12 protein-coding genes and 1 riboswitch are annotated in these 12,874 nt (G+C 58.0%); of the genes, 2 read left to right on the top strand and 10 right to left on the bottom strand.

Annotated features, from left to right (window positions below):
* Positions 1 to 1,512, top strand: a complete 1,512-nt coding sequence (locus ACRY08_RS03005; protein ID WP_432448363.1) for a tripartite tricarboxylate transporter permease — start codon at positions 1 to 3, stop codon at positions 1,510 to 1,512.
* 132 nt (positions 1,513 to 1,644) lie between these two features.
* Here the strand turns inward: ACRY08_RS03005 and ACRY08_RS03000 are convergent, their stop codons facing one another.
* The 7 genes from ACRY08_RS03000 to ACRY08_RS02970 form a co-directional block, all read right to left on the bottom strand.
* Positions 1,645 to 2,670: a FecCD family ABC transporter permease gene (locus ACRY08_RS03000; protein WP_432448362.1), complete on the bottom strand. Its 1,026-nt coding sequence runs from the start codon at positions 2,668 to 2,670 to the stop codon at positions 1,645 to 1,647.
* Between the two features lie 4 nt (positions 2,671 to 2,674).
* Positions 2,675 to 3,619 carry an ABC transporter substrate-binding protein gene (locus tag ACRY08_RS02995; protein ID WP_432448361.1) on the bottom strand — a complete coding sequence of 315 codons (945 nt, stop codon included), beginning with the start codon at positions 3,617 to 3,619 and terminating at the stop codon, positions 2,675 to 2,677.
* A 24-nt stretch (positions 3,620 to 3,643) separates the two neighbouring features.
* Positions 3,644 to 4,426, bottom strand: a complete 783-nt coding sequence (locus tag ACRY08_RS02990) for an ABC transporter ATP-binding protein (protein WP_432448360.1) — start codon at positions 4,424 to 4,426, stop codon at positions 3,644 to 3,646.
* Positions 4,423 to 4,830, bottom strand: a complete 408-nt coding sequence (locus ACRY08_RS02985; protein WP_432448359.1) for a DUF1636 family protein — start codon at positions 4,828 to 4,830, stop codon at positions 4,423 to 4,425. Before ACRY08_RS02985 ends, ACRY08_RS02990 begins: the two co-directional genes overlap by 4 nt.
* 102 nt (positions 4,831 to 4,932) lie before the next feature.
* Positions 4,933 to 5,145: riboswitch (cobalamin riboswitch) on the bottom strand.
* A 390-nt stretch (positions 5,146 to 5,535) separates the two neighbouring features.
* Positions 5,536 to 6,324 (bottom strand): ATP-binding cassette domain-containing protein, encoded by a 789-nt coding sequence (locus tag ACRY08_RS02980; protein ID WP_432448358.1) that lies wholly within the window; start codon positions 6,322 to 6,324, stop codon positions 5,536 to 5,538.
* 1 nt (position 6,325) lies between these two features.
* A complete protein-coding gene (locus ACRY08_RS02975) occupies positions 6,326 to 7,447 on the bottom strand; it encodes an ABC transporter permease (RefSeq protein ID WP_432448357.1) in 1,122 nt (373 codons plus the stop codon).
* Between the two features lie 73 nt (positions 7,448 to 7,520).
* Complete coding sequence (locus ACRY08_RS02970; RefSeq protein WP_432448356.1) at positions 7,521 to 8,471, bottom strand: sugar ABC transporter substrate-binding protein; 951 nt, start codon at positions 8,469 to 8,471, stop codon at positions 7,521 to 7,523.
* Between the two features lie 189 nt (positions 8,472 to 8,660).
* Here ACRY08_RS02970 and ACRY08_RS02965 point away from each other — a divergent pair, with 189 nt between their 5' ends.
* Positions 8,661 to 9,659, top strand: a complete 999-nt coding sequence (locus tag ACRY08_RS02965) for a LacI family DNA-binding transcriptional regulator (protein WP_432448355.1) — start codon at positions 8,661 to 8,663, stop codon at positions 9,657 to 9,659.
* Between the two features lie 2 nt (positions 9,660 to 9,661).
* On the opposite strand, the gene ACRY08_RS02960 is transcribed toward ACRY08_RS02965, so the two are convergent.
* From ACRY08_RS02960 to ACRY08_RS02950, 3 genes are read right to left on the bottom strand one after another with little or no spacing between them, the layout of a single operon-like run.
* On the bottom strand, positions 9,662 to 10,795 hold the full coding sequence (locus ACRY08_RS02960; protein ID WP_432448354.1) for a Gfo/Idh/MocA family protein: 1,134 nt from the start codon (positions 10,793 to 10,795) through the stop codon (positions 9,662 to 9,664).
* Positions 10,796 to 10,805: 10 nt separating this feature from the next.
* Positions 10,806 to 11,699: a TIM barrel protein gene (locus ACRY08_RS02955; RefSeq protein ID WP_432448353.1), complete on the bottom strand. Its 894-nt coding sequence runs from the start codon at positions 11,697 to 11,699 to the stop codon at positions 10,806 to 10,808.
* Positions 11,700 to 11,718: 19 nt separating this feature from the next.
* Positions 11,719 to 12,822, bottom strand: a complete 1,104-nt coding sequence (locus ACRY08_RS02950; protein WP_432448352.1) for a Gfo/Idh/MocA family protein — start codon at positions 12,820 to 12,822, stop codon at positions 11,719 to 11,721.
* Between the last annotated feature and the right edge of the window lie 52 nt (positions 12,823 to 12,874).

Raw genomic sequence — 12,874 nt, 5'->3', positions numbered from 1 at the left:
ATGATTGAAGGACTGCTTATTGGCCTGACAACGGCGCTTTCGTTTCAGAACCTTTTCATGGTGATTGGCGGCTGCCTGATTGGCACGTTCATCGGCATGCTGCCCGGTCTTGGACCAATGTCGATTATTGCGATTATGATCCCTGTTGCGATCTCGATGGGGGACCCGTCTGCGGCTCTGATCCTGCTGGCAGGCGTCTACTATGGTGCGATCTTCGGAGGTTCGACGTCTTCTATCCTGCTCAATGCGCCTGGCGTCGCTGGCACCGTGGCGTCAAGTTTTGACGGTTACCCCATGGCGCGACAGGGCAAGGCAGGAAAAGCACTGACGATCGCAGCAATCTCCAGCTTTGCGGGCGGTACCATCGGGGCGTTGTTGCTGATGATATTTGCACCTGCGCTGTCCTCCGTTGCGCTTCTTTTCCATTCAGCTGAATATTTTGCACTGATGGTGGTCGGGCTTTCAGCGATTGCCGCATTCGCGGGAACCGGTCAGGTGGCCAAAGCAATGATCATGACACTGCTGGGTCTTATCATGGCTACTGTGGGCGAAGGCGCATTGTTCAACCTGCCACGGTTCACGATGGGCATCATGGATTTGCAGTCGGGCTTTGGCTTTATCACGCTGGCGATGGCTATGTTTGCTTTGCCTGAAGCGCTGTTTCTTGTCCTGAAACCCAAAAGTCTGAGTGGGAACAGTGGCGAAATCAAGGATCTGCGGATCACCGGCGCAGAGGCGAAAGCTCTGACCCCTGTCATAGGGCGACAATCTCTGCAGGGGTTTTTCATCGGGGTGCTTCCCGGTGCGGGGGCAACCATCGCCAGCTTTCTTGGCTATGCAGTTGAACGCAATATCGCCCCCAAACATGAACAGGACGAGTTTGGCAAAGGGTCGATCAAAGGACTCGCGGCACCAGAAACCGCCAATAATGCGGCCTGTACGGGTTCTTTCGTGCCTCTGCTGACATTGGGCATTCCTGGTTCAGGGACAACGGCCATTCTGTTGGGTGCGCTGATCGCGTTGAATGTTACCCCCGGACCACGCCTGATGATTGATGAGCCTCAGATTTTCTGGGCAGTCATCATTTCGATGTTCATTGGCAATCTTGTCCTGTTGATTTTGAACCTGCCCTTGATCCCCTATATCGCCAAGGTCTTGTCGGTTCCGCGCAACTTCCTGATCCCATTCATATTGTTCTTCACGCTTATGGGGGCCTATATCGGCCAGAACAATGCAACCGAACTTTTGTTGTTGGTCGGGTTCGGGGTTTTCGCAACGGCGCTTAAATTCGCCGACTATCCGCTTGCTCCGCTTCTGATTGGCTTCATTCTGGGTGGTATGATGGAGGACAACTTTGCGCGGTCAATGCAACTCTACGATGGAATTGCCTTTATCTGGGAACGGCCTTTGACACTTGCGCTTCTGGCGGTCGCGGTGCTGTTGGTCGCGCTGCCAAGCTATCGTGCAAGGCGTGCAAAAGCACGCGCTGAAGGGGTTGCCGAGGGCGATTGAATGTCATCCCCCTTTGATCGTCGTTTCGCGCGTCCTGCCCCAAACCCGCAAATCAGGTTTATGGCAGGACGCTTTAGGTAACCAAACGCAGAAGCTGATCATCGCGCCACTGCAAGAGCAGTATGTGTTGGCTTACCTTCGTGCCAAAACTCCAATGAAGAACAACCCGCCGATCAAGCCGGTGATGATGCCGATTGGAATGTCCTCGGGTGCCATCAGGGTACGTGCGGCGATGTCAGCGCAGAGCAGGAAGATGCCCCCGAACAAGGCGGATACCGGCAGGACACGTGCATAGTCCCCGCCCACCATCATCCGCACGATGTGAGGCACCATCAAACCCACAAATCCGATAAGCCCCGAGAAGGCGACCATGACGCCGGTGATGAGGGCGCCTGCGACGAAGACGGACAAACGGAACTTGGCCACAGAGATACCAAGTGTCGTCGCGGTTTCGTCCCCAATCGTCATGGCATTCAGCTTTGGCGATTGCACCCAAAGCCAGGCCCCGGCCAGCAGAAGAATGACAAGCGGATAGGCAAGATGTGACCATTGGGCCAGACCCAGCCCTCCGAGCATCCAAAACACCACCGTATGTGTGGCGCGTGGGTCGCCCAGAAAGATCAGGATGTTGGCGCCTGCCATAATCACGAAGGACACGGCAACGCCTGCCAGAACCAATCGATCCGCCGAGGTGGCAGAGGCCATCCGTGACACGCCCAACACCATGGCCGTGGCCATCAGGGCACCCAGAAACGCCATGAGCGGCACGGTCAGGAGCCCCATGAATAGGCCCGTGTGCAACAGCGCCGCCACCGCGCCAAATGCGCCGCCTGAAGAGATGCCCAGCAGGTGAGGATCAGCCAGCGGGTTGCGGGTAACCGCTTGAAGCGACGCACCGACAACGGCCAGCCCGGCCCCGACCATTGTCGCCAGAAGCGCACGGGGGAAGCGGATTTCCCACACGATGGCGGCGCGCCCCGCGGACCAGGTGGGTTCGGCATCCGACAGACCCATTCGGTTGAAAAACACGCCCCACACGGTGTCGATGGGCACGGAAACCGCGCCCACCGAAATTGCGAAGGAAAGCGACAGCCCAAACAGAGCTGCTCCGATCAGGAAAATACCCGCCAGGGGGAAACGCTGTGTGGAGTGCCGCATCGTCTTATTGCCCCTGATGACCGCCGTGACCCCAGAAACCATTGGCCAGTTTCTTCACGGCGTTGATGTTGCGCGGGCCGGGGGTGGCTTCGACATATTCCAGCACGACGAAACGGTCATTCTTTACCGCGTCAAGATCGGCAAAAGCCGGGTTGTTCATCATGAAGGCGCGTTTCTCTTCGGCGGTCACATCGCCGTAATTCACGATCACAACAACTTCGGGATTGCGTTCGACAACCTCTTCCCACGTGACAGTGGCCCAGCTTTTCTCAAAATCATCCAAGATGTTCTTGCCGCCCGCTGCTTCGATCAACGCGGTCGGCATGGCGTATCGTCCTGCGGTAAAGGGCGTGTCTTCGCCGCTGTCATAAACAAACACGCGCAGCGGCTGGTCGGCGGTTTTCAGGCCTGCGGTGAAGGTGCTCAGCTCTGTTTTATAACCTGCCACCAGCTCCTGCGCTTTGACGTCTTCGCCGAAGATTTTCCCAAGATTCAGGATGTCGTTGTACATGTCATTCATGCTGACTTTCGGCTTCTCGCCGATATGGATGCAGCTTTCGGTCAGCTCGTAGACCTTGATGCCAAAGGGCTCCAAGGTTTCGGGCGTCACTTCGCCACCTGCCTTCAAGCCATAGTTCCAGCCGGCAAAGTAAAAATCGGCGCCCGCGCCGACCAGCACTTCTTTCGAGGGGTATTTGGCGGAAAGTTCGGGCAGGACTTCAACACCAGATCGCATATTTTCATTCAGAGTTTTCCAGCCCGAAATGCCGGTGTAGCCGACCATGCGATCGGCCAAACCAAGTACCAGCATCATTTCGGTCAGGTTCACATCGTTGGACACGGCAGCTTTGGGCGGCGCGTCAAAGGTGACGTGTCGGTTGCAGCTGTCGACGGTGACATCTGCCATTGCCGAGGTCGCCAGAAGGCTCATGCCAAGGGCATGGGACATGTGTTTCATAGGGTTTGCCTTTGTTCAGTTTGGAAGTTGAAAAGAGAAATGGGATTTGCGGCTCAGGCTCAGTTCTTCAAGTCGGGCCTGTACCATGAAGGTTTTTGATACCAGCCGGTCAGATAGCACGTCTTGAGGGGTGCCAACGGCCATCATATGCCCGTTGCACAGCACCAAGATTTGGTCGCAGATATCTGCGGCGAGGTTCAGGTCGTGCAGCGAGGTGATGATGGTCAGATCAAGGTCTCGGATCAGTTGGAGCACCTCAAGCTGATGCCGGATATCAAGATGATTGGTCGGCTCATCCAACACCAGAACCTGAGGCTCCTGCGCCAGAGCCCGGGCCACCATGACGCGCTGACGCTCTCCGCCCGAAAGGGTCGACAGGCTGCGATGTGCCATGCCGTGCAGGTCCATTCGGTCTAGGGCAGCTGCGATCACTTCCTCATCGCGGTTGCCGAGGGTCGCGAAGCCCAAGCGATGTGGCACGCGGCCAAGGGCGACGATCTCGCGTACGCTCAGCGCGAAGTCGGTGGGTTGTTCTTGCAATACGGCGGCGACCATACGGGCGACCGCGCGCGGGGCGAGGGTGGACAGAGACTGGCCACCAACGGACACCTGTCCGGTGAACGGCCGGTTAAAGCCATAGATCAGACGCAAAAGCGTGGTTTTGCCCGCTCCGTTTGGCCCGACGACGCCAAGGGTTTGCCCCGCCGGGACATCAAAGCTTGTTTCATGGAGCAGCAAAGGACACTTGCGTGACGGTGCCCAGGTGACGCCTTCGACCCGTAGTCCTGCAGCGCTCATGATGCCCGCTCCAAAGTGTCTTCTACGGCCATGATGGTGGCCGGAATGCGGGCCAGGGTTGTGCTCCGAAGTTTCCCCGGTCGATCGACAGAGCTGCACCATCCATCGTGAAGGAGCGCGTATTGTCGTGCAAATTCCAAAAGGTCGGCGATGTCGTCATCCGGGTTGATGTCGCCAAACAGATAGGATGCTTTGCGCGTGCTGTGATAGGCGACCGTGCAGGGGCGATCACAGCCTGCCATGCAGGCCGTGCCAGAGATCTCGAAGTCTTCGCTGATCGCATCGCCCACGGCGGACACGGCCAGACGAAGCCTGTCGATCAGTTCATAGCTCGGCCGACAGGTTCTGCCTTTGTGCCGGCAGGATGTGCAGATGGTAATTTTGTGTGTTGTGTTCCGGTTCATGACGCCCTCCGCGCGTGTGCGGGGAGGGAAAGACACCAAATCTGAACGCGGCAAATGCCATCAAAGCCAAACTGGCCTCCTTCCAGGACACCCCGCCCGGTTTGAGTTTCGGTTCAGATGGCAGGTCTCCTGACTCGCGGCTCAATGCTTCCCCCTACCTTCCCAGAGCATTGCTCCAGTGGTGTCTCGGGGGTGCTCGCCGCTTACAGTTGCGGGGGCAGTCACGGGTTTGGCGCCGATTGGCTCTTCCTCACCGTATTCCCTTTTCATCCGGTTTGCCTTTGGCGCGCCGAAACCATCACGCTGGAAGCTGTCGAGGAGTGCGATGATTGTCAACACAAGAGTTGCGCGCCGAAACAAGCAACAGAGCGCGTCGTGAACTCTTTGGGTTTTTGGTGATTTCGCACTTGCGCCAGCTAAGTCAAATTGACTTGATAGAGATCGTTGAACGCACGATGAAAAGCCAGGATGGCACTCTTTGAATGCATCAATGGTACTTACAATCCACGCCGCCGCCACTCGGCTCTAGGCAAGACAATGCACGGTCGCAGTCTGAGAAAAGTTGGCGGAAATGCGCGTATTGGGTGGTTCAAATACGAGACAGGTCCAACGGCGCGATGGCATAACACCCGCAGGCACTAAGGCCAGCGGGTGCTACTTTGCGTTTTATGTTCCGGTATTGGTCGGATTTGGTGAGCGCGGGACTTAGACCGTGCCCCCCAAGCTGCCTTCCAGAGCAACCAGCTCTTGTCCGCCCGCCATCAGATCTTGCAGTTCTTCGGGCGTGATCTGTCCGCGCTGGGCCGTACCAAGTGTCTGGCCGCGATTAAGAACTGTGAACCGATCTCCAACAGCCAAGGCGTGGCGCACGTTGTGGGTGATGAAAACCACCGCAATGCCTTGCTTGCGGACCTTGTCGATCGTGGCCAGCACATTTGCGGTCTGACGCACGCCTAGAGCCGATGTGGGCTCGTCCAGGATCAACACCTTGGCGCCGAAATGCACGGCGCGCGCAATGGCGACCGTTTGACGTTCGCCGCCTGATAGGGTGCCTACAGCCTGATCCGGGCCACGAAGGTTGATGCCCATTTTGCGCATCTCCTCCATCGTGACCTGATTGGCAAGGTCATGATCGAAGAACTTCATCGGCCCAACTTTCTTCACCGGCTCATTGCCCATGAAGAAGTTGCGGCTGACCGACATTAGGGGGATCATCGCAAGGTGCTGGTGCACTGTCGCGATCCCTGCCGAGATTGCATCGCGCGGGTCACCAAAGCTCATTGGCTTGCCCTCGAAATAAATCTCGCCATGGGTCGGCTGATGTACGCCTGACATCGTCTTGATGAAGGTCGATTTGCCGGCACCATTGTCACCAAGAAGACAGTGGCATTCCCCGGGGAAGACCTCGAGCGAGACACCCGCCAGCGCGATCACGCTGCCGAAATGCTTCTCGATGTTCTTCATCTGGATGATTGGAGCTTTTTCAGGATTCATATCAACGCTCCCCCGTGATGATGCGACGGATATAGGTGTTCAGGATCACGGCGCCCAACAGGATCACCCCAAGGAACACGCGGAACAGGCTGCTTTCGACACCGGCAAAGAACAGGCCCTGCTGGACGACGCCGAAGATCAGCGCGCCAAGCGCCGCCCCCAACACAGACCCATAGCCACCTGTCAGCAACGCGCCACCGATGACCACGGCGATGATCGCCTCAAATTCCTTGAGAAGACCGCGGTCGGCACCGGCCGATCCGAACTCCATCACCTGGCAGACAGCGAAGACGGTCGCGCAGAATGCGGTGAACATGAACATCAGGACCTTGACCTTGTTGACCGGCACACCCGAGTTGCGCGCGGCTTCGGCGTCACCGCCTGCGGCAAAGATCCAGTTGCCAAATTTGGTTTTGGTCAACAGAACGTGGCCGAAAATAACCAGAACGATGGCCCAGATGATCAGCATGGGAATGCCATCGACGACGGGTTGGCCTTTGCGGCTGCCGCGTTCGAACACGGCGATGATGCCCGCGTCCCCCATCCACTGGAATAGGCCGGTGAAAATTTTGCCGCCAAAGATCGGCGCCAGCCAGTCACCTTCGGCCACATCCTTGATCCCACCAATGATGGTTTTGCGTTCGATCACCTGCGGCAGGAAGATCGCAAAGCCACGCAGGATGAAGAGAAAGGCCAGCGTCACGATAAAGCTTGGCAGGCCAGTGCGGATCACGATGTATCCGTTCAGTGCCCCGATCGCGATACACATTGCGAATGTCAGAAGGATCGCCATCCAGACCGGCCAGCCGAGTGTCACGCTGAAGATTGCGATCAGCATCCCCGCGAAGCCGATCATTGAGCCAACCGAGAGGTCAAATTCGCCTGCGATCATCAAAAGGCAGGCGCCCACGGCAATGATCATGAATTGGGCCGAAACGGTTGACCAGTTCATGATGCCTTGGCTGTTGAACATGCCGCTGTCGAAGGCAAACAACAGGAAGAATGTGAAAACGGCGACAGTGCCGACAATCCCGCCCAGTTCGGGGCGGATCATCGCTTCGCGGAATCGGGATCGGGTTTTGATCCTTTCATCGACCGCGGTTTCGGTGGGTGCATTGGACATGGTAAGCCTCTGTGTCCTTATTCAGGATGGAATAAGGGCGGCCAAATCGCTCCGGCCGCCCTTTGGGAGAATATCAGCGGTATTCGCCTGCGAACATCTCAACTTTTTCCAGGCCGTCCGCTGTCACGAAGCCGGGGCCGGAGTTGATGTTGTTGCCGGGCAGAACGCCATAGCGGTGGAAGTTGGTCAGAACCACAACCGGCAGGTAGGCCTGCAGGAAGGGCTGCTGGTCAATGCCCCAGTTGATCACGCCGGACTTGATGCCTTTGACGATCTCTTCGCCCAGATCGAAGGTGCCGAAGTAGATGTCACCGGCCATGCCGTTTTCTTCCAGCGCCAACAGCGTGGGATCTGCGCTGGTCGGCCCAAGCGTCAGAACAGCATTTGTGTCCGGGTTGGCCGACAGATAGGCCAGAACGCGGTTTTTGATCTCTGACGGGTCTTGGCCTGAGTCGATCATCTGGTTGCCCAGCTCGATGCCCAGACCATCAGCAAAGCCCTGGCAGCGCTCGGTCGAAGAAGGCGACGAGATGTAGTGGTTCACGCAGAGGAACGAACCGACACCGTCACCCTTGGCGCGCAGACCGGCAGCGTAACCTGCATCATATTCCGGCTGACCGACATACATCAGCGCGCCAACTTCACGCGCCTGATCCGGCGTGCCCGAGTTCATGATGATCACGTCAACGCCGCTGTCCACGGCTGCTTTGATCGGGCCGGACAGCACATCATAGTCCGACAGAGTCGTAATGATGCCGTTCGGGCCAGATGCTGCGGCCTGCTCGATGATGCGGGCCATGTCAGCCAAGTCGCCGGTGGGCGGGTTGCGATATTCAACCTCGACACCCATTTGGTCGCCAGCAAGCGCGATGCCGTTCTTGATGGTGTTCCACCAGCTGTCGCTGTCAGGCGCGTGGCTGACAAGAATGTATTTCTCGCCCTCGGCCGAGGCAGCGGTCGCCGCCATCAGCGGCGCTGCAACCACGGCGGCCGCAAGCGCAAGTTTCTTCGTAAGTGAAGTCATGATTTCCTCCCAAAAATTCACCTTATTTCCGGTGCGAGAGCGGTCCTCCCCGCCTCTCCGACTCAAAGTAAACCACATCCGACATCATTTTGCAACCGGTTGCAAAAAGGACTGGTTCGTTTCATGCTGCAGAGACCGAGAAAACGCGCTAAAAGGATCAAAGACGCAAGCTAAGAAGGCAAGCACTACATGGCCGTTACGTTGAAAGAGGTTGCAGAACGCGCAGGCGTATCACGGTCGGCCGTATCGCGCACTTTCACCGATGGTGCATCGGTTTCCGATAAAATGCGGCGCAAGGTTGAAAAGGCCGCGCGCGATCTTGGATACAGCCCGAATGCTCTTGCTTCTTCGCTGACCACGGGGCGCACAAAACTGATTGGTCTTGTTTCGAACAACTTCCACAACCCGATCTTCCTTGAAGTATTTGACCTGTTCACACGGGGGCTTCAGGACCGTGGTTTGCGCCCGCTTCTGGTGAACTTGACTGACGAAACGGACCCCGAAGCGTCGGTGCGGATGCTGCGTCAGTATTCTGTCGATGGCGTCGTTGTCGCCTCGTCCACATTGCCGCCCGGCTTTGCTAAGGCGTTTCGCGACGCGGGCGTGCCGGTTGTGCACAGCTTTGGGCGTTCCTCATCGGCACCGCAGGTTCATGTTGTCGGGATCGACAACGTTGAGTGCGGACGCATGGCTGCGCAGGCCCTGATCGCGCGCGGATACACGCATGTCGGATTCATGGGCGGCCCCGAGGATGCCACGTCGACACAGGACCGATATGCCGGCTTCATGTCAGAGATGACCAAGCACCCGGACATTCTGACCGCCCACTCCTTTGCCGAAGCCTATTCGTTCGATGCGGGACGGAAAGAGATGCTCAGGCTGATCGAAACCACCCCCGCTCAAGCCTATTTCTGCGGTGATGACGTGCTGTCCATCGGTGCTTTATCCGCCATCGAGGACAGCAATCTGCGCGTGCCTGAGGACATTGGCATCATCGGTCTGAACGATATGGAAATGGCGCGGTGGGAAAACATCGACCTGACCACGATTCACCAGCCGATCCAGCAGATCGTGACCTCGTCGATCGAACTGATGGTGGCAATGCTGGACGAACCGGACCGCTATCCCGAGGCCCGAATTTTCCCTTGTTCAATCGTCGAGCGGGGCACATTGCGCCCCGCCCCATAAGCTTATCGGAACATCGGCGGGCGGGCATCCATCCATGCCCCGCCATCCTTGGCCGACGCCACAGCAGTGTGAACGGCAGCCATGGACCGCACACCATCCGCCGCATTGGGCAACCCGTCGCGATCCGCGCCGGAGATGGCATCCGCCAGATCGCAATAAATGTTGGCGACGGCCAGCGGGAAGCCCTCGGGATGGGCGATGGCCACGCGGCTCAGACGTTGTGCGTCTTCATGCAGTCCGCCTTCGCCCTTCTCGATGATCTGGGTGCGGCCACCAACCGGGGTATAGACCAGTTGGTTGGGTTGCTCGGACGCCCAGCGCAGCCCGCCAGTTTCACCAAACACCTGAATGTCGAACCCGTGCTGGCGGCCGATGGCCACCGACGACGTCCAAAGCCGCCCAACAGTTCCGCCTTCCATGCGGAAATTGACCATTGCGTCATCTTCCAGCACACGCGACGGAATGGTCGAGGCAAAGTCGGCCGAGAGGCGTTGCACCTCGTCATCGCAGATGAAGCTCGCCATGTGCAGGGCATGGATGCCGCAATCGGCAAATTGCCCGGAAACCCCTGCCATTTCAGGATCATAGCGCCAACGCACACGCGGATTGTCGGCGTCCGTCGCATCGCCGTGATGACCATGGCTGAAGCTGGTGACGACCAGACGGATCTTGCCAACTTCGCCTGCGCGCACCATCGCGCGGGCCTGCCGTACCATCGGATAGGCTGAATAGCAGTAGTTCACTGCGCAGATCTTGCCCGATTTCTCGGCGACCTTGACGATCTCTTCACCTTCTTCGACCGTCATGGTCATCGGCTTTTCGCACAGCACGTTAAAGCCGGCTTCCAGAAAGTTCTTGGTGATCTCGAAATGCGTGGCGTTCGGTGTGGCAACAGTGACCAGATCGATCTTGTCGTCTCGGTCTTTTTCGCCTGCCAGCATCTCTTCCCAGTCGCCATAGGCACGGTCCGCTGCAAGGCCCAAACGCTGCGCATATTCGCGCCCCACATCGGGACGGTGATCCAAGGCTCCAGCGGTGAATTCGAAGCGGCCGTCTGCAAGGGCGCCAAGGCGATGCGCCGGACCGATTTGGCTACCTTCGCCGCCCCCGATCATGCCCCATTTCAGTTTCGTCATGTCGCCCCCCTTACTTGAAGCCGATGGATTCTAGGTATTCGCGGTTCTTGCGAGCATCTCCCACAGGGTCTGGGTCAAGCGTTGGGTCGCAGTCTTGTTCGACCGTACACCAGCCTTCAAACCCTGCGTCCAACAGCACCTGGCGCACGGCCGGGAAGTCCACGTCGCCCTCGCCCAGATTGCAGAAGATCCCTTGCCCGCAGGCATCATAGAAGCCAGTGCGCTTCTCGATCACGTCGGCTTTCACCTTTGGGTCGATATCCTTGAAATGCATATAGGAAATCCGATCGACATGGCGCTTCATAAACGCCACGGGATCAAAGCCGGCGTAGGAGTGGTGACCAGTGTCAAAGCAGATTTTCAGAAGCCTTTCGTCGACCTCGTTCAGCAACCGTTCAAGCTCCGGCTCGAAATCCATAAAACCCGCGGCGTGGGCGTGGATGCCGACGGTCAGGCCATATTCCTCTGCGCCAATCCGGGCGCTTTCCGCGATCCGGTCGCGATAGGCCACCCACTCGGCCTTGTCCATCTGCTCGGCTTCGGCTGCCCGACCCGCGGTTGGCGCACGGCGGGGCGAGATCGAGTCGATCAGCACAAGATGCTGCGCGCCATGCGCCTTCAACGCCCGCGCCGTACGGTGCGTGGCGTCCAGAACATCGTCCCATGCGTCAGGGTCGTGATAGGCACGGAACACAACGCCGCCGATCAGGTCCAGATCGTGTTCGGCCAATGCTTCACCCAGCTCGGCAGGGTCTTCAGGCATGAAGCCCACGGGCCCCAATTCGATGCCCTTATAGCCCGCCTCGGCGCAGTCTTTCAGGACAGATCGCCATGTCGGGTTGCGCGGATCATCCGCAAACTCAACACCCCAGGAACAGGGCGCGTTGCCAATTCTGATGCTCATCTTTTAGTGTCTCCGATGCTCAGAAGTCGTTGATGTCTTTCCAGGTTTGACTATCAGACGAGGCAAGCCCCGCTGCAATCACCCGGTTCACTTCATGCCCGTCACGGAAGGTGGGCCACACATCCGCGCCGGTTTCGATGGCGCGCAGGAAGTCGCGGGCCTCGATAATGATCTGGTCCTGATACCCGGTGCCGTGCCCCGGTCCCTGACAGAAGGGCTCATAGTCAGGATGGGCGGGACCTGTCAGGATTTTGCGAAAGCCACGCTCGGCTTCGGGGTCGTCCATCCGATAAAGCCAAAGCGCATTCTGATCTTCCTGATCAAAGCGGATCGCGCCTTTGGTGCCGGTGATTTCATATGCATAGCCCATCTTGCGCCCGGTCGCGATGCGGCTGAAATACATCTGTCCCATTGCCCCATTTTCAAAGCGGCACATCATTTGAGCGTGGTCGTCATTGGTCACGCGCCCGCCCGGCCTATCACTGTGAACGGTTTCAACTTCGGCCATGACCCGCGCAATCGGACCCAACAGGGCCAGCGCTGCATTCACCATATGCGGCGCAAGGTCTCCCATCGTGCCATTTGCCATCCCGCTGGTGCGCCAGCTCGCTGGAGTCTGCGGGTCCGCATAAAAATCCTCTGTGTGTTCGCCACGAAACCAGGTGATGTCGCCAATCTCTCCGGCCTCAATCAAGGCGCGCGCGTATTGGCTGGCTGGCGTGCGGATGTAGTTGAAACCAACCATGTTCGTCACACCCGATGCCTCAGCCGTGGCCACCATGGACGCACTGTCTTCAAGCGATGCACCCAAAGGTTTTTCACAGAAAACAGGCTTGCCCAAGGCAAAGGCGGCCTCGGCGATCTGCCGGTGGGTTTCTTGCGGCGTGGCGATGACAATCGCTTCGACCGCATCATCCTCGACCAACGCGCGCCAATTATCAGTTGCGCGGGCGAACCCATAGGCTTGGCAATAGCGTTCGGCACTTTCCGGGGACGACGCGCAGACCATTTCCAATCGCGGGCGAAGCGTCGTTCCAAACACTGCGCCAACAGCGGACATGGCCACCGCATGGGCCTTACCCATGTAGCCGCCACCAAGGATGCCAATGCCGATCTGTGCCACGTTGACGCCTCCCTCGTTTGAAAACAATTTGCAACCGGTTGCAAAAACTGTA

The sequence above is a fragment of the Aliiroseovarius marinus genome, from assembly GCF_050881025.1.
GTDB classification, from domain to species: domain Bacteria; phylum Pseudomonadota; class Alphaproteobacteria; order Rhodobacterales; family Rhodobacteraceae; genus Aliiroseovarius; species Aliiroseovarius marinus_A.
This window is presented reverse-complemented; position numbering and strand designations above follow the sequence as displayed.